Origin of the sequence: Rhizobium sp. Root482, from assembly GCF_001426565.1 — a bacterium.
Lineage (GTDB): Bacteria > Pseudomonadota > Alphaproteobacteria > Rhizobiales > Rhizobiaceae > Pararhizobium.
The window spans coordinates 13,067-30,814 of the sequence record NZ_LMFA01000011.1; the positions used below are offsets into that span (position 1 = coordinate 13,067).

Genomic DNA, 17,748 nt, shown 5'->3' on the forward strand with positions numbered 1-17,748 from the left:
CGCTCAATCGCTTATGGTCATCCTCAAGCCGCCGCCCATCGTGATTTTGCCAATCGCTTGATGGCCTGTTCCAGCGGTCGCTGCCCAACACAATAGTCCTGCCAGGCGTTGTTCTTCTTCAATAACTCCGGCACGGTGCGGATCGTGAACCGTTTGGGATCGAGATCTGTTTTCACCTGACTCCAGTTGAGCGGCATCGAGACTGTTGCTCCGGGACGTGCGCGCGGCGACAATGGCGCAACCGCCGTCGCCATTCGGTCGTTGCGCAAATAATCGAGGAAGATGCGGCCCTCACGCTGGTTCTTTGCCATCTTGATCAGGTAGAGCTCCGGATTGTCGCGCGCCATATCCTGGCAGACATCGTGGGCAAAGCCTTTAGCCTCATCCCAGCTGAGTTTCTTGCCCTTCGGGACGGCCAAGGGCGTAACGACATGCAAGCCCTTGCCGCCAGTCGTCTTGCAGAAGCTGACAAGCCCCAAATCCTCGAGGCGGTCGCGGATGTCTCGTGCGGCCTCGACGACCGTGGAGAATTCCACATCCGGACCAGGATCAAGATCGAAGACCAGTCGTCCCGGAACTTCCGGTTGATTGGGCTCGCAGTTCCACGGGTGAAGTTCGGCGCCGCCGATTTGAGCAATCGCAACCAGTCCCTCGACACGGTCGATCTGCAGATAAGGCTTCTTGTCGCCGAAGACGGTGACGAGCTCAAGCAGGTTGGACGTTCCGGGCATGGCATGGCGCTGGAAGAACTGCTCGCCGCCAATACCACCAGGCGTGCGAATGATCGAGCAAGGTCGCCCCTTGATATGGTCGATCAGCCAAGGTCCAACCGCTTCGTGATAACGCGCCAGGTCGAGCTTGGTGACCGGTTCGTCATCGCCGGCATGCGGCCAAAGCGGCTTGTCCGGACTGGAGATCATCACGCCCATGACTTCGGTCTTGGCAGCCTTGCGGAAACGCTTGGGCCGCGGCTTGGAGGTCCCCGGATCGGGGACCTCGCTAGCGACCGAAGACGCGGGCGGCTCAGCTTCCACCTCCTGGGCCGGTTTGTCTTCCCGCAAGCCCTTGAACGCCGCTTGTCGGACCTGTCCGTCCGCTGTCCAGCCGGCAAACTCGATCTCGGCGACGAGTTGCGGTTCCAGCCAAACGGTGTCGGATGACTTTTTCGGCGAACCGATGCCTGTGAACGGTGACTTTGACGTCTCCAATTCCTTCAGCTTCGGCAAAAGCGTCCCAAGGACCTTTGCGCCATAGCCCGTACCGACGCGGCCGACATAGACGAAGTGGTCGCCGCGGTTGACGCCGACGAGCAGCGAGCGGAACTTACCGTTCGTCGTGGCATAGGCGCCGATGACCACTTCATGACCAGCGCGGCATTTCGACTTGGCCCAGCTCTCCGTGCGTCCGGACCGGTAGGGCGCATCAGCCTGTTTGGAGACGATGCCTTCCAGGGAAAGCCGACAGGCAGACTTCAGCACCGCTTCACCGCCGGTTTCAAAATGCTCAACGAAGCGAAGCCTGGGATCGTCGCCACCGTCGGACAAGAATACAGCCAGCCTCTCTTTTCGCTCGGTGAGCGGCAATTCGCGCAGGTCCTCGTCGCCGACGAACAGGAGATCAAAGGCGAAAAAGACCAGGTCGTCCGTCTTGCCCTCCGACAGCGAAGCCTGCAACTCGGCAAAATCGGGGGCGCCATTTTCATCGAGGGCGCAGATCTCACCATCGATGATGCAGTCGGGAAACTTAGACGCCGACGCAGCAATCGCAGACCATTTCGCTGTCCAGTCCAGGCCCTTGCGGGTCTTCAAGGTGACCTCACCGTTCTCGACCCGCATCTGGATGCGATAGCCGTCGAATTTGATCTCGTGAATCCAGCCATTGGCAGATGGCGGACGCGCCAGGGTCTCGCAAAGCTGCGGCGCGATAAAGTCCGGCATCGAAGATTTCACGCGTTTGGCGGCCGCCGGCTTCTTCGCTGACTTGGTGGCTGTCTTTGACCCGGCCTTGCGCTCTTCAGCGGCAAGACCGTGATTGCTGTCCCACACCGCATCCGCTTCAACCGCGCCGCCTTTCAGCATGAACGGTTTCGGCTTCTTGCCTTTGCCGGATGCGATAACCTCCATCGTTCGGCCGGACGCCACTGAGGTATCGTTCTCAAGCACAGCCGCACCATTTCCCTCGACGGAGAACTCGTCATGGTGCTTGATCAACAGCCAGTTGGTGCGTTTGCCACCGTCGCGATCATGCCGCATGCGCACGAGCACGAAACTGCCATGTAGGCGATCACCCTCAAGCGTGAACTTGAAGTCACCCTTGGCGAGCGCCTCTTCCGGCGTCTTCTTTCCCTCCGGCTCCCAGTAACCCCGATCCCACAGCATAACCGTCCCGCCCCCGTACTGGCCTTTGGGGATGGTGCCTTCGAAATCTCCGTAGTCGAGCGGATGATCCTCCACTTCAACCGCAAGGCGCTTGTCGCCAGGATCGAGAGAGGGACCTCTTGTCACCGCCCAGGATTTGAACACGCCGTTCAGCTCCAGCCGAAGATCGTAGTGCAGCCGCGTCGCGTCATGCTTCTGGATCACGAACCGACGACGGCTGGACGTACTCACCTTCGCCTCTCCGCTTGGCTCGGCGGTCTTTTTGAAATCGCGTTTGCCACGGTATGTCGAAAGGTTGTCGACCATGGTGTTTAATCCCAATGCAAGAGAAACAGGGCCGATTTCAACGCGGCCCGGAAACCTGTTATTTGCCCGAAAGGCTGATCGTCTGGCATCTACGAAACTTCGTTGGACGGCGGCGACCTGATCGGCGGCGATATCCGTAAGAGACTACAATCTCGCCTTCGAGGCGTGGCAGCCGGACGGCCTGGAGCCGGTCGTATTTTCGGCACTCGCGGACTGAACAAAATCTCGGAAATACCGTGTTGCTGAACAAGGTGTTCGACGGCGAGGTTGGATGCCGCGCGTGTTTCAAACGTCGCTCGTATTGTCGCCGTGCTGTCGTCTGCCATGTCAACTTGTCCTTTTGTTCCATCACTGTTGAAACGCTGCTGGCTCCCGAGTGGTTTCACTACCCTCCTGTTCGGCTGCACGTATTTCCCACATTGCGTTGAAACCGCCACATTGACCCTTCGCCCTGAACGACAAGATCCCCTCCAACGAAAGCGCCGGAACCAAGTGGGCGGCGCTTAGTTACCTCCCGAATGGACTTGGAGGAACGGAAATGGCAGCACATCGCGCTCAGTGAAAGGTAACTTGAAGAATAGTGAACTCAGCTGTGCCGTTGGCCACTACACGGCAACCTCAACGTCCGAGCGGATCAGCTCCACATGATCAATGAGAGCACTGGCAACCGTCTGAAACGCGAGTTCATCGACGGTGAGAGCGAGGAAGTCGTGGAACGCGACCAACAGGTGAAGGGCTTCGAGACAGGCAACGGCGACTACATGATCGGCCCTGATGACGTCGTAGCGGTCGTTCATGATTCCGACAAGGTGCTGGAGGCTGAAGCCTTCACCGCCAAGACGGCCGGGATGGATACGGCAAGCTGACAGGAAAAGTCGTCCTCATCGCTGGAGCTGACTCCGGGATCGGCGAGGTAATCGCCATCGCTTTTATCCGCGAAGGTTGCGACGTCGCCACTTCCTATTCACCGACGACGATGACACTCGCGACATCGCAAAGTGGGTGGAGGAAGCCGGACGCAAAGCTTTTGTCGTTGCCGGCGACATAAAATCCGAGCAAAATTGCAAGGATCGTGTGCAGCTCTCAGCTGAGGAGCTGGGTGGCATCGATAGGCGGTAGTCCTGGGTGTCTTGACGCTCTTCCAACCTGTGCCAGAGACGCCCGAAGCAAGATAGAGGGTAGTGATTTTGGTCTAACTAAAAGGGAAAAACAGAGGCCCTGAACACCGGTTTAGAACCGACGGGTTTTCGATGCAGGACCCATTCGACGCAGAAAAAGCCCACCAAGAGAAGGATCCGGTGGGCTTTTATCTGGGTACGACTGGACCAGTGCTCACGCTGAGCCAGTGATTGATACTAGCCCAACATGATTAACGATAGATGAACGAGCCGGGTCCAACCCAGATCTAAGGGCGTTAAGCCCCAAGACACACGCCCGGCCTTTCCGCCTCTTGATCCTTGGCAAAGCGTCGGCGTAGCAGACTTGCTCTCTCGCTGTCTCAATCAGGTGCTCGGCGAAACGCCCGGGACGAACGTATGTGGTGTCCGCTGACGGCGTCTCTTTCGCTGGCCCGCCAGGCGGGGACACTCGCAAAGAGCCTGGACTATCGGCCTGTCCGTGGCGGTTGAAGGCGTGGCGAAGCATGTTCCGGCACCACTATATCCGATACCGATTTCTGGGCATTGCGCGTTTCTCGGGCGAGAACACTACTCGGAGCCCATTTTCAAGAGGGTTGATCACCCCGCGTCGATGTTCAGCTTTTGCGACCGGTCAATTTCGTCCTATGGCTGTGATTGCGCAAAAATCTCCCACGCGGCAAGACGTGAATCCCTCACGGCCCCCTATCGGATCGCAACAAGCGCCCTTTTTAGATCTTCGATGCTATGCGGCTTAGTGAGCAAGGCGGTCCGCGACGGGTTCGCCAATTGAGGTCCCAGGTTGGAGCCCGTCGCAAAGACGATACCAATCTGCGGCCAACGGTCACGGACCAGCCGACAAAACTCCTCTCCCGACATACCGGGTAGCCCAAGATCGGACACGAGGATGTCGATTTCGTTCTCCTCCAGCAGTGCAAGCGCTTCCTCCGCTGAACCTGCTTCCAGTACGTCGAAATTGAGATCCGCCAGCATATCCGCAGTCGCCATCCGTATTAGAGCGTCGTCTTCCACGAGAAGTACGCGATGCTGATTTTGCGCGACAGGTTCAACCATCGAAGCTGGCGCTGGAACCAGTTGCTCCTGAGCAATTCCGCGCTGCCTTTCATTGTTCAGGACGTGCCGGATCTTTCGAGCGAGCGCCTCTCGCGTATATGGCTTTGACAGGAGCTGTACACCAGCGTCGAGGCGACCGCCATGGACGATGGAGTTTTCGGTGTATCCGGAGGTGAAGAGCACTGCGAGGTGCGGCATCCGCTCCTTCGCTTTTTTTGCCATCTCGCTGCTTTTGAGCAGGCCGGGCATAACAACGTCTGTGAACAACATGTCGATGTGAACGCCACTTTCAATAATGGTGAGCGCGCCTGCGGCATCGACCGCTTTCAAAACACGGTATCCCAGCTCCTGCAACATCTCGACGACAGTGGTGCGGACGCCCTCGTCATCCTCCGCAACCAGAATGGTTTCCTGTCCGCCCTCGACAGGACCCTCCGATAATACAACCTCGATGTCTTCTTGCTGGGCCGAACGGGGCAGATACATCTTTACCGTCGTGCCCTGTCCGGGTTCGCTATAGATCTTAACATGACCGCCTGTCTGCTTCACGAATCCGTAAACCATCGAGAGGCCAAGGCCCGTACCTTTGCCTTCCGGCTTCGTGGAAAAGAATGGATCGAAAACTCTCTCGACCAACTCAACTGGAATGCCGGTTCCTGTGTCGGTAACAGACAGTGAAACGTATTGCCCAGCTTCGACGTCCTGGTGCTGGCGTACGTAAGCGTCGTCGATATAGGCGTTGCCCGCCTCAATCGTTAGCTTTCCGGAGCCGTCCATCGCATCGCGCGCGTTGATCGCGAGATTGAGAACGGCGTTTTCGATTTGCATCGGATCGATGAGTGTATTCCAGAGCCCGCCTGACACGACCGTTTCGACCTCGACCCCCTCTCCGATTGTCCTGCGCAGCATCTCGTCCATTTCGCGGATCAGGCGGCCGACATTGACGACCCTGGGGTCAAGCGCCTGCCTTCGGCCGAAGGCGAGAAGCTGCGAAGCAAGCTTCGAGCCGCGATTGACACCTGCGAGAGCATTCGAGATTTTACGCTCTGCCTTATCGTTACCGGCAACGTCCTTGACGAGGAGCTGCAGGTTGCCCGCAACGACCTGCAGCAAGTTGTTAAAATCGTGCGCGACGCCCCCGGTCAGATTGCCGATGGCTTCCATCTTGTGCGCCTGTTGCAGAGCAAGCTCGGTCTTCCGATGGGCCGCGGCCGCCGCCCGTTCCTCGGTGACATCGCGCCCGACCGCGTGGATAAACGCATCGTCCGGAACGGCAGTCCACGAGATCGTCCGGTAGGAACCGTCCTTCGCTTGATAGCGGTTCTCGAAGAACAATGTTTTTGTGCCCTCGCTTAGCTTGCTGACCTCCGCGAGCGTCGCCTCCTTGTCCTCTGGGTGAAGGAGAGCCGTAAAGGAGCATCCGACAAGATCCGCCTCCGTCCAGCCCAACACAGTCTGCCACGCCGGATTGACCGCAGTAATCCTGGCGTCGAAATTCGCAACCAGCATGATATCGGTCGACAGGCGCCACATGCGATCACGATCAGCTGTGCGCTCAGCAACCTTCTGCTCAAGCGTTTCGTTCAACACTTCAAGCTTGGCCCGCATCTCCCTCTGGTCTTCGATGTCCGTGTTTGTACCAACCCATCGAACGAGGCGGCCACTATCATCTCGGGATGGAACCGCACGCCCAATATGCCAACGATAGGTGCCATCAGCGCGCTTCAGGCGGAACTCTGCCTCATAGGGCTGACCGGAAGCCAGGGCTGCCTGCCAACGATGCACAGCACCGGTCAAATCATCCGCATGGACCATGCTCGTCCATCGCTCACCGTCCAGCTCGCCTTCCGATACACCCGCATACGCGTAAACTCGATCGTTGAACCAGTCGAGCTGGCCATCGAGCCGCGCTGTCCAGACATGGTTCGGTATCGCTTGGGCAAGGGCGCGGAAGCGGGCTTCGCTATCGCGCAGGTCCCGCTGCATTTTCCGCCTGTCCGTGACATCCTGCACGACGCCGACAAACCGGATCGGTCTGCCGGTGGTATCGTATTCAAATTCGCCACGACGGGCGATGATGCGCTTCTGACCGTTATCCGCTCTTCGGATACGGTACTCGACATTTAACGGGGATTGGCCAGTGCTGCGTGTCCTCTCGTTCGAGCCAATCTCCCGGTCCTCATCCAGAACAAGCGCCTCGATTGCCGAAATCTCAACTGCGCCGGCGTCGGACAACCCGTATATTTTGCAGAATTCGGGCGTCGGAGTCAGGAGGTTGGTCTGGATATCGAGAGAAAAGACCCCAACCTTTCCGGCTTCCTGCGCCCGTCGCAGGCTTGCCTCCGCCTTCTGCAGAGCCTGTTGCGCAAGATGTTGCTCGGTCTGGTCGCGCAAAACTTTGACAAGCCCCGCCGGATTGCCGTCGTCGTCCCGGATCAGGCTGATCTCGCCGCTCGCCCAGAACCAATCTCCGGACTTCCGAATATGCCAGCGATCATGGTGCGCGGTCCCTAAGGCCCGTGCCGCATCCATGGCCTCACGCGGCTTGTTCGCTGCTCGATCTTCAGGCGTGAACAGCATGTCCCAGTGGACACCCACCACTTCCTCCTCAGACCAGCCGAAGATTCGGCGCGCGCCCTCGTTCCAGCGCAGGACTCGGCCTTCCAAATCCAGTGAGAGAATAGCGTAATCGACCGCGCCGTCGATGATCTGGCGACTTTGCCGCTCACTTTCCCTCAACGCCTCTTCAGCGGCGACACGGTCCGTTACGTCGACGCCCTGCGCAAAGATGCCGACCACCTTGCCATCACGATCCAGGACAGGCTGGTAGATCAGATCTATGTACTTTCGTTCGATTGGAGCGGTATGTTCGGATTGCATGTCGACGGGAAGCGCTTTGCCCTCGTAGGGCACGCCGGTAGCAAAAACTCTGTCGAGGAACTCGAAAAATCCTTGGCCCTGCAGTTCGGGCAACGCGTCTCGAACCGCCATCCCCACGACGTCGCGATGGCCGACGAGCTGTCGATAGGCAGCGTTGGTCAGCTCAAAGACGTGGTCCGGCCCCCGCATCATCGCCACGAAGCCGGGAGCCTGCTCGAACATTCGGCGCAGCCGCCCCTGCTCGTCTTGTCGCCACCGCTCGGCTTCGACTTTTGCCGTCGTTTCGATAACGATCGCCATCACGCCGCAAGGATCGCCTTTGTCATCGATGACAGGCGAATAGTTGAGGTTCATGAACACCTGCTCGGCCTTGCCGGCGCGGTGCAGCGTTAACTCCTGATCCTCGTAAGATAAAGTATCGCCGGTCATGCAGACATTCATGACATTGTCATTGAAGTCGGCCACCTCGGGCCATCCTTCGCGGACTTTCGACCCAAGCAATTCAGGATGGCGGCCAGCTGCAACAACAGAATAAGCATCGTTGTAGACCATGACCCCATCCCTGCCCCAAAGCGTGACGATCGGGACCGGTGATTGTAGGATCGTTGTTACCGCCCCTTTCACTGCTTGCGGCCAACGCGAGGGTTCGCCAAGCGAAGTCTTTGTCCAATCGAAGTTGCGGATCAGCGTGGCGATGGGACCCTCATGGGCAAGGAAATCAAAATCGTCTGGCATCAGGACCACATGCGTTGTTTTCGGTGATTTTAGTCAAAACAGTCGTGCGTGAAAGTGTATCCGACGGCAAGATAAAATTTCGGCGCAGGTTCGTAGGGGTTGCACCATACAATGGGGCCGCGCATGCTGTTCGACAAGTTGACACACACGAATTCGAACGGCTTGCACGCCTCCTACAAATTGGTCTTTGGGAAATTGCCGACCGCTGGTCTTTCACATGCCAAGGATTGCCCGGCCAACCCTTTGACGGCTGCGACATGGTTCTATGGCCGGTTTCACTGCCCCTTACAGTTGCGACAGTGCCCTGTCACCCCGCTCGGGCGCCTTCTTCGGCAATTTCGCGCCTTGATCGCCTGAACATAAGCGGGGTTGTCGCCCACCACGACCATCCCCACGTCGTAATGCGTCGTGCATTTGACGAGATAGACGCCGGGGGTGGCGAAGGGCAGCTTCAAGGTCTCGTTGATGTTGCTCTTGAACGCCTCGACGCCTTCCGGGATCATGTCCTTCACGTTTCCGTATTCTGCCCTTGTCCTTTGTTACGAAGGTGATGGCGTCGCCGACCGCGATTTTCGTCGGGACCGGCTCGAACCCATCACACCGTCGGGCCCTTTGTTGAGCATATCAACTACGAAGTCCGCAAAAGCGGCGCTACCGCCTGTCATGGCCGAGACGGCGATGCGACGAGAGTCGTTGCAATGCTACTTCATCCCCCCACACGTCCGGATTGGACCATCGACGATGAAAATGCGATGCTCTTCCACCGCCACTTCGGGAAAGCGGCGCTGAAGTTCTTGCGCGAATTGCCAGTGGGTCGTTGCGCGACGGCCATCGAGTACGCCCGCCTCGGCCAATATGAATGTTCCGGTGCAGGGCGCATAATACGCTTGATGTCGCCAGCGACCGGACTACGGCACTCTGGCCGGGAGATGTGATGTCGGTCTCGATGCCGGAGGCAAACATCACTGTATCCAAAACACCGTCATCAAACGCCCTGGTCTCGACGTGGGTCCCGGGAAGCTGTTACCAGTCCACCGTTTTCCGATATCTTTGCCGTTGTCCTCTCCCCCAACAATGAGAACCCTTTCAATCTCGACTTTTCTATGTGCCATGTGTTCCATCCTTAGCCGAACTGCTTCAACTCGGAATTCGCAGATGGGTTCGATCAAAGGAAACGGAAAAGCGCGATGCCGCCATCGGGAATTCCGATGGAAGAGAATTCGGTTCTTGGCGCTTTGATCGTCATTGATCCGGAACTTGCTAGATAATTCGAGCGCCAAGCCTGGACGGGAAAAGGCAACGCCGAACGCCATATGAGGGCTTGAAGATCGCAACGGACGAGATTACGGCAAGAGCCATCTGAAGGCGCGACGCAATTCTCCGGCACCGTTGGAACGATACCAGCGACCATGAGCGAGGATCACGCGCTCGGGCTCCCATGCGATCATTTCTTCCATGGCCTGTTTGAGGGCATCGCGTCGCCGGGAGAATGTCAGCCGCATGTCTCGCGGCATCTGGCCATCGGGATCGGACACGCCGCCGAGTCTCGTCAACAGCCTGGTCCAGAACGTCAGTTTGTGCGGCTCGAAATTCTCGATAAAGTCTGTCAGAACCAGCGTACGGCTGGCCCGATGGAAGAATTCCACCTCGGTCATGAAACTTCCGACGATCGGCAATGTTGCGATCTCGTCGTCCCAGGGATATCCGCACCGAGCATCAAGGGGAGAATGCGGAAGCGAAATCCGTTCTCCGGCACGCTCCACTATCCCGGCCGCCAGATAGATGACGGCAGCAGGAAAGCCGGCGTGCCAGTCTGCAATCCACCAGTAGTGAATTTTGTTCGGCCCTATGATCCACCTTGGTGTTCCAATGGCTGCGACTTCTGCCTTCAACGCGGCAGTCAATGGTGTGGGCGAATGGATCAACAGATCCCGGCCGCGCAGTCGGACAATCGTCATTCGGGTAGGGAAACTCATCTTCACCAATGGCGGACCGAAATCAATGGCCGGTCCATCGACAATCCAGACATCATCACAGACAGGCTTCAGCGTGTTGATGGGCCGATATAGGTTTGCCTCTGTCATGAAGACCTCCTTGTCAAAATCTTGGGGTTGAACAGGGTATCCATCACCCCGCAGGCCAGATAGACACGCACATTCCCCGAAGGCCCATGCCGCATCCAAACAGGCCACCCGCGACGTAAGCAGCTTCAGTTGAACGTCAATCGAGACCTTCAAGCACCGACCGTTTTGGAGCAAAATCTCGACAACCGCTGGCCTCGGTAGCGTGGTAGACGCCTGGCTTATGCCCACCTCTTCGGTGATCTCAACCGGATGGAGCATCGCCGGTCAATCAACATAGCTGAAGGAGTGCCGCCACAAACGGATCGGGCTCGGATGAATGTCAGGCGGGGAGCCATATCACCACTGCGAACACCAGGTTGATCCGCCTCCACCAGTATCCTCGGTTTCGCCTCGTCGGACCAGCGCCGTATGCGCTCAGTATCGAACATGATCTCAATTCGAGCCATGAGACCTCTTTGATCTGATATTAATGTCAGCTCTAATTGGCCTGCTGCCGGTTCCAACGCCAGAACATCGCCTGATTTTTGCGATCAGCAAAAACCGCTCACCGGCCGCTCACGTAGAAATGGCCGCGCCGGCGGCGGGGTGGAGGGGCGGAATACGCGGAATGGGCGGCGACATGCGGGCTGGTGCCCCTGACGATGATCTGCAGCGAAAGGCCTAGCTACTTTGGCAGATTCGTATTCTCCATCCGTTCACGCGAAGCCGTAAAGTTTCGCCTGCCCTAGCCGACAGGTCGTGGCGCTTTCCGCGTTTGTGGAAAGCACTGCTGAGCGAGCGTGTCGCCAGCAGTCAAGGCCCGTGATTTGGATTGGCGCCACGCAGAAGACACTGGGAGTGGCCTACTGGTTACCGCCCTATGAACGACGGCTTATAGCGTTTGCGGTGAGCGCTGTTTTCGGATGCGCGGTCCATCCTGGCACCGAGCATACTGCCGAAAATGAGTCCAACCGTTCTGACGATCATGGCGGAGAGTATCTCCGCCAATCCCGAGGCAAGAGCCCGATCTGCTGTCACCAAAGATGCAGTCAGATAACCGAAAGGAAACGAAAATAATCCGAACACGACGGAAAGTCTTAGTTCGTGCTGATGTTCGATCCGGAGTTTGCCGAAGACTACCATGGCCGATGCCTCTTTTTTGTACGACCCCCGGTCTGGGGAATGATGTCTGGGTCATGCTGCTCGACTACAAGCGCGACAAGTTCTTTCGAGGCCGCGTGACCTTGGTAGAGTTCGGTAACTGGCCGGAGATCAGTGCGCGAAGCAGCATATTGCGGGCCGGTATTACCCAACCCAATTTATCTCTGGTTAGGGAGGAGTCTTCTCATTTCCGGCGATGGTGTTCTAGCGCTCCGCGCCCTCTTGGAAATAAGGGCTTCGCGAACCCGTCTAGCAAACTCATCAAGACGATCGCGGCCGATGATTTTCATCTCTGTCATTAGGGTGCGCATCGCAAGCAGCGCGTCAAAATACCGACCTTCGAGCTCTTCTTCCCTATATCTGCCACACGGAGCTCCTTCGTGCATCGAGCAGATCTGGCTGGGATCATCCGCAAGAGCATGGCCGAGACCTGCTTCTGTCAGAGCCGACACGCAATGCATCTGTTCGTGTTTTTCTAGCGGCCCGTCGTGTCATGCGTCGCGGCTAAGTTATCCTCTTTCGAAACGCACTCTTGCTGCGATACATCATTGCGAAGCCGGTATTGTGGGGACCGGTCCAGGACTGGTAAAAGGGCGGGTATCCGGTACGTTTCTGCCGCTTCGGGGAAAAGCCCCACTCGACTCAAAAGACAAACCTCCGTCCCGATGGTAAATTTGTGATGGGTCATGCGAACTAAACCCCCACTCCTACCGAGGCTCACCAATGCCATCGCGGCGGAGCAATTCTTCAATGGCTTCCGCATCGACCGGTAGCATGCGAACTGCATTACTGTTTGCTAATGTTATTGGGATGGATGAATGTCGCGACACGACGGTAAGCAAGCCCGGAGATCCCTCGATGAGCTCTTCGTCTTCACTCACTTCGTAGTCGCCGGCCCCCAGGGGGGATTCGAGACCATGACGCTATCGTTCTCGGAAATCATGAAAAAATAGAGCGGAATCTGGGTCATCAGACGGCTGGCGCGTTCGGCGCGAAAGGGCATGAGGACGTGAAGAATCCCGTACATGACGCCAAGCCAGGGGGAAAAATGCCGCTCGCCCTGGGTGACGCACAAAATGGGTTTGCCGCAATTGGCATGAAACTGGATTCCGGACCATGGGACATCGAGCGAATATCCAACCGTACGGTAGTGGACGCCATGGGCGTCAAAGCCGATGGCGGTAGCGCGGAACTCGATACAGATAATCACGGCGACAACTGAAGCAGGCGCCAGAATAAATACCAGCCACCAGCCACGACCCGTGTCGACGAACAACGGAAAAAACGCCACCGCGATCACCACGATGATCGCCGGAAAAATGAAGGCGATGGCCCGGCGCCTCTCCGGAAGCAAGTGCATCGTCATCACGAGATTGTCTCCTCTTCGCGATAGGACGCCACGGGCTGGCTGAGCGGGATCGGTCGGGATCGTTTGATTGACCAAGACGGCATTGGGTCACAATATCTAGCGGTACGCAGATGCCGACTTGATGACCTTTCTCTTTGGCACGATCTGAGCGATTAAAAAGGATCAATCCATCATCGGATCGGGATCCGCAATTGTTCAGGAAAAGGACAAGCTGGAGAGGATATGGCCACACGGTTCCAGGATACATTCATAAGCCGCGAACATCGGTTCAGTCTTGGTATCGATCATCGGACAGACCGATACTATCTTTCAACCCCGGTCTCCGGAGTGAATCGCGCAATGGAGTGGGAGGCCTACTTTACCATCACCGAAGGTCAGTTTCAGGTTTTTCACGCAAACCCCGCCTGCGCAGATGCCTTCACCGAAGATTGCCGCATGGGCCGGAACGAGCATCTGCTTGTTCACCCATCATAGAAATGGCGGTTTCTCTGCAAGCGTCACTCCGTAAAAAAGCCGTCCGGTGTCAACTTCAGGCGCCGGAAATCCACACCGATACGCCGGCCCAGAGCGTCGGTGCCCTTCGTGAGCACCAACCGCCCGCCGGGCTCGGCATCGGACCATGCCGAGACCAACAGCGCGGTCATCAGCGCGAAGCTCTGAGCTTCCTCCTGCTTCTGCGCGTTATCGCGCCTGAGTAGCTCTGACGATTCTGCCAGGGCCTGGACTTGAACGAGGCCATTTCTGATCGCACGGAAGGCGCTGTCCGTATCGGAGATCGACACGCCGCTGTTGGTGATCGACCAGGCATGCAGGAGGAATGCCGTATGAACATCGAACAGGTTTCGCTCCGAATATCCTTTCGACGCCAGCCAGTCGGCATAGTCCCTGCCGACCTGGTGGATCGCCCGGCGCTCACCACCGCCGACGGCAGACGCCAACAGCCTGGCGAATGGCGAACCGACCGGATTGTCTTCCATGACCGCGCGCAGCAATTCCGGCGTCGGGCCGTCGTTCTCCCGCCCTTCCAGATAAGCCGTGAAGGAGTGCTCGATTCGGGTTTCCGGATCCGGCGAAGGACGATAGATAGCCTGCTCAAGCAGCTCGGTGGCGGAGGCTTGCTCGCGCGCTTCCGCAGCCTTGCGATTCTTGGCCCCTGGGCGCTCCGCCGGCTCGTCGTAATCCCGGCCACGACGCTGCATCAGGTCGCCCATCACCCATGCGCTCGTGTAGTCAGGCAGATTGTTGATCATGTCCTGCGCGGGCCCTTGCGAAGGAATTGTCAGCGCTATCGCGACTCCGACGCCCAGGACCGATGAATGAGCGTTTTTCATGGACCCCTCCGTTCAGCAACCGCCGATGATGCGGCTTACCGCAAGACCGTCGTCATCTAGTTCCCCTTCCACGACGAGGCAACCGGATGCCTTCCAGGACGCGGCAATCCGGTTTCGGACATTCTCCTCCGCCTCGACCGTGGGCAATTCGTTGCCGGCCCATAGCGGCCTGCCGTCAGGTTTTCCGTTTGCGTCCAGCTTCACGATCCCACGCCAGGGGCACGGCGCTTTGACGCAATTGATCCCGGTTGATCCAAGGCGGAAGGTCCCCGCGATACGGTCGGCGCGGACGGGCGTGGCTATCAACAACAAGGCAAGACCTGCGATTACCTTTTGTTTCACTACAGCGTCTCCAGGATTGCAGCGGTCACGGGAACGTCATGCGCGCGCAGCCAGTCACTGATCTTGCGCAAGCTGCGGTGCGTCGACCAGTCGATCATGGCCGGATCTCCATCATAGAAATAGGCCTGGAACGTCGCACCGATATTGTCGGCCGCGGCAGGATCGGCACCCGCTTCCAGAAATTTCAGGACCGAGGCAGGATCGTTGACCATTGCCGCCTGGTGCAAAGGCGTCGTACCGTTGCGGTCGCGCGTGTCGAGACGCGCGCCGCCTTCGAGAAGCAGATCGATATTCTCCGGCACCCGCGCACGCAGTGCATCGAACAGCGGGGGTTCCTGCGTGATTGTGTTGGGAAGGTCCGGGCTCGTGCCGCGCCTGAGCAATTCGTCGAGCCAGTAGGTGTCCTTCCCCATGGCGGCCAGGTGCAGGGCGGTACGGCCATGGGCGTCCCCGGCACCTGGGTCCGCTCCGCCTTCGAGGAGGTTTCGGAACGCGCTATGGTCGCGATCGAGCATTGCCTGCTGCAGGGCGGGCACGTCCTTCGAACCGGCCGACGCCGGCACCTGCAACCATATCACCAGCATCAGGGCTCGCGCGGCGACTGCAAGAACGCGAATTGGTCTTCCTCCCCTCATTGTATCTCCTGTAGACATATGAACCGTAATGTCCGAACTTGGCCAGATGAAGATGCTTTTCCCGATCCTTCCCGCCGCCATCCTGCTCACCATATCTGCCTTCCCGTCCGCGGCAACATCAGACAACCGTTGGGAACGCAGCTATAATATGGGCATATTTGCCGTGGGCGTCGAAACGACTGGCGGTGATGTGTTCACCCTTTACTGCCCCGACACGCACAATGGCCGCGCTGGCGCGCCGGAGGTCATTCTCGAAGCAGTGCTTTCCAAACCCCTTGCCACGTTGAAGACTGCTGCGATCGGCGGCCGTGTCGAAATCGGCACCAAATCCTGGTTGGTGCCCCTACAGGCCGGGATCGATGCGACAAGCGTTACCTGGAGCGTGGACGCTCCGGATGCGCTGGCCCGTCTCGGCGAGATCGTCGATGCCATTGCCGGTCACGATACAATTCGGCTGGTCCTGCCAGGCCGAAGCCTCGATTTCCCTCTGGCTGGCGCCTCCGAGGCACTCGGGGGCATGCCGTGCCTTCCATAGGCATTCGTTTACAGGTGTCTTTACCTCGTTTTCAGGGACACGTTTCTGCGACCGTCATTTCGTTGGCCTTGGCAAGGGGGCTTTGATGAGCGCCCCGGTTAGCGCTGGACGCAACTGCTTCAAGCTGGCCATAAAGGCCTTCGCATTGTCGTTGCCATAGGCGCGCTGGCTGCTCCCGAACAGCAAAACGCCCGACTTTCCTGCTGGATCGCGATAAGGCGTGTAGCGATAGGCGTTCCATTCGACGATATATTCGCCCTTGTCGTCCTTGGTGCTGACGATGAAATCCAAAAGCACTTCGCCGGTGGCGTCATGCTGTAGAATGCCGAAGTTGACCAACGGGTCCGTGGCCTTGCGCTTCTTGAGCATATCGACCTGACTGCCAACCGCATCCATAACCTCGATGCCCCCCGTCACACGCTCCAGAAGCAACAATTGGCTGAACGTCTCCGGCTTTTGGCCGGCCGGCACATATTCCTGTTTGACGTAGTTGTCTGCCGGTTCCGATGACCACGCCAATGCATAGGTCTTGCCGTGGAATTCGATCGGCCCGGGAACGCCGAGATGCTCCACGACCTGGGCCGCGGCCGGATTAGCCAGCGTCGCTGCCGCCATAACGGCTCCCAAGAGGATTGCCCGTATTCTCATGATCGTCTCCTCAACGTGCCTCGAAGGTGATTACGACATCCTCAAAAGCTTTCTGTTGCTCGAAGAGCCGTGCGCCCTTCGCATAGCGGATCGTCAGCCGGTCGGGAGCCAGCCATTTCATCTCCGCCCAGGGACCGCCCCAATGACCGGCCTGCGCCTTGCCATGATCGGTATCGGCACGAAAGATATTGCCGATATCAGATGCTTCCTCTTCGCCGGCAACGATCGAAATCTGCGTCGAGAAACTGGTCGTTGCGCCGCAGTCCCGCTTGAACATAACGGCAGTCAGTTTGCCGTACGGCGACGCTGCACGACCGATCTCCACATTGCTACATGCCGATGCCTGCCCATCCGACATAAATGGCAAGAACACGATTACAAGCGCAAGCGATCTTCCACGATACCTCACTTAGATCTCCTTCTGGTGGCCAAGGGCGCCGGCTTGCTCCTGCAAACGACATATAGACTGGGTCCTTATCCTCTACGTCAAACCGCATCAGGCAAGCGTTGTACGAAGCGCCTTGGCTCACGACGGGCTAAATCGGCTTGGATCTATCAATTGCGAGTCGGATTTTCGCATCGATCGCCTCAAACATGAACAGCGCCTCACTGGCAGGATGCCCGCGCACTTTCAATACCGCCCCTATAGATGCCGCCAATTGAGACAACGGAAATGCCTTCCCACGATAAAAGTGCACTCGGTCGCGCATTGCATTGACGAAGCTCTGTTGGTAAAAACCAAGCGCGTCCTGCGAGCTTTGACCTTTGAAAGCATCAAACAGAATTTGGTTGGAGCCTGTATCGCTCGATCCGCTACCGGTTGGCGCAGTTCGTCCTCAAAAATCGCTTGCATCAATCCGGCTCTTGCAAAAGCCATTTCGCATAGCGCGATGTTCTCCGGCACGCCATGATCACGTAAAACACGCACATCGTCGCGGCACGCTTCTACGTCAATAAGATCCGCGACCATGTCGCTTCCGAATTGCTCGGCAGCAATAGACGTCTTCCAAAACCACATTACATTTCCCTGTCATCGATGAACAGGAGAGACGTAAACCATATGAGTGATGCGGCAAGGTCCGTGCAATGGCATTTTTGCGAGCTCGCTTCGCCGTCCCGCGTGCCATGCGTTGCTTCGATATCATCCGCGGAAGA

At 57.8% G+C, this 17,748-nt stretch carries 14 protein-coding genes and 3 pseudogenes; 2 read left to right on the forward strand and 15 right to left on the reverse strand.

All coding sequences use genetic code 11. The annotated features are described in order from the left end of the window. Positions 1-23: 23 nt before the first annotated feature. Together ligD and ASD31_RS26725 are read right to left on the reverse strand one after the other, a co-directional pair. Positions 24-2,684: a DNA ligase D gene (gene ligD, locus ASD31_RS07810; RefSeq protein WP_056331635.1), complete on the reverse strand. Its 2,661-nt coding sequence runs from the start codon at positions 2,682-2,684 to the stop codon at positions 24-26. 54 nt (positions 2,685-2,738) lie between these two features. Then, positions 2,739-3,010 (reverse strand): annotated as a pseudogene (locus ASD31_RS26725) (hypothetical protein); the annotation flags it as partial. Between the two features lie 318 nt (positions 3,011-3,328). Between ASD31_RS26725 and ASD31_RS25365 the strand changes: the two are divergent. Beyond that, a complete protein-coding gene (locus tag ASD31_RS25365) occupies positions 3,329-3,550 on the forward strand; it encodes a Ku protein (RefSeq protein WP_056331637.1) in 222 nt (73 codons plus the stop codon). 975 nt (positions 3,551-4,525) lie between these two features. On the opposite strand, the gene ASD31_RS27085 is transcribed toward ASD31_RS25365, so the two are convergent. The 10 genes and pseudogenes from ASD31_RS27085 to ASD31_RS07870 all read right to left on the reverse strand — a co-directional run bounded on the left by ASD31_RS27085 (position 4,526) and on the right by ASD31_RS07870 (position 15,359). Further along, positions 4,526-6,880, reverse strand: coding sequence for a PAS domain-containing protein (locus tag ASD31_RS27085; RefSeq protein ID WP_413813803.1), 2,355 nt, complete (start codon positions 6,878-6,880; stop codon positions 4,526-4,528). Beyond that, positions 6,878-8,509, reverse strand: a pseudogene (locus ASD31_RS27090) (PAS domain-containing protein); the annotation flags it as partial. The gene ASD31_RS27085 and the pseudogene ASD31_RS27090, both read right to left, overlap by 3 nt. 275 nt (positions 8,510-8,784) lie before the next feature. Next, positions 8,785-9,021, reverse strand: coding sequence for a hypothetical protein (locus ASD31_RS26730; RefSeq protein WP_244483792.1), 237 nt, complete (start codon positions 9,019-9,021; stop codon positions 8,785-8,787). 189 nt (positions 9,022-9,210) lie between these two features. Beyond that, positions 9,211-9,378: pseudogene (locus ASD31_RS26735) on the reverse strand (GlxA family transcriptional regulator); the annotation flags it as partial. A gap of 474 nt (positions 9,379-9,852) precedes the next feature. Then, complete coding sequence (locus ASD31_RS07835) at positions 9,853-10,593, reverse strand: DUF4336 domain-containing protein (RefSeq protein ID WP_056331700.1); 741 nt, start codon at positions 10,591-10,593, stop codon at positions 9,853-9,855. 849 nt (positions 10,594-11,442) lie between these two features. Beyond that, complete coding sequence (locus tag ASD31_RS07840; protein ID WP_056331641.1) at positions 11,443-11,715, reverse strand: hypothetical protein; 273 nt, start codon at positions 11,713-11,715, stop codon at positions 11,443-11,445. An 895-nt stretch (positions 11,716-12,610) separates the two neighbouring features. Beyond that, positions 12,611-13,102, reverse strand: a complete 492-nt coding sequence (locus ASD31_RS07850; RefSeq protein WP_156392559.1) for a hypothetical protein — start codon at positions 13,100-13,102, stop codon at positions 12,611-12,613. A 497-nt stretch (positions 13,103-13,599) separates the two neighbouring features. Beyond that, positions 13,600-14,433 carry a hypothetical protein gene (locus ASD31_RS07860; RefSeq protein ID WP_056331647.1) on the reverse strand — a complete coding sequence of 278 codons (834 nt, stop codon included), beginning with the start codon at positions 14,431-14,433 and terminating at the stop codon, positions 13,600-13,602. A 12-nt stretch (positions 14,434-14,445) separates the two neighbouring features. After that, the gene (locus ASD31_RS25875; protein ID WP_156392560.1) at positions 14,446-14,637 is read right to left on the reverse strand and encodes a hypothetical protein; all 192 of its coding nucleotides are present in this window, start codon (positions 14,635-14,637) and stop codon (positions 14,446-14,448) included. A 137-nt stretch (positions 14,638-14,774) separates the two neighbouring features. Beyond that, entirely contained in the window at positions 14,775-15,359 is a 585-nt protein-coding gene (locus ASD31_RS07870) for an ankyrin repeat domain-containing protein (protein WP_056331650.1), read from the reverse strand. Between the two features lie 79 nt (positions 15,360-15,438). On the opposite strand from ASD31_RS07870, the gene ASD31_RS07875 reads away from it, so the two are divergent. After that, a complete protein-coding gene (locus tag ASD31_RS07875; RefSeq protein WP_056331653.1) occupies positions 15,439-15,945 on the forward strand; it encodes a hypothetical protein in 507 nt (168 codons plus the stop codon). A gap of 54 nt (positions 15,946-15,999) precedes the next feature. Here ASD31_RS07875 and ASD31_RS07880 read toward each other — a convergent pair whose 3' ends face one another. The 3 genes from ASD31_RS07880 to ASD31_RS07890 all read right to left on the reverse strand — a co-directional run bounded on the left by ASD31_RS07880 (position 16,000) and on the right by ASD31_RS07890 (position 17,611). After that, a complete protein-coding gene (locus ASD31_RS07880; RefSeq protein ID WP_156392561.1) occupies positions 16,000-16,560 on the reverse strand; it encodes a hypothetical protein in 561 nt (186 codons plus the stop codon). A gap of 43 nt (positions 16,561-16,603) precedes the next feature. Continuing rightward, positions 16,604-16,870: a hypothetical protein gene (locus ASD31_RS07885; RefSeq protein WP_056331657.1), complete on the reverse strand. Its 267-nt coding sequence runs from the start codon at positions 16,868-16,870 to the stop codon at positions 16,604-16,606. A gap of 366 nt (positions 16,871-17,236) precedes the next feature. Next, complete coding sequence (locus ASD31_RS07890; protein ID WP_056331661.1) at positions 17,237-17,611, reverse strand: hypothetical protein; 375 nt, start codon at positions 17,609-17,611, stop codon at positions 17,237-17,239. Positions 17,612-17,748 lie beyond the last annotated feature (137 nt).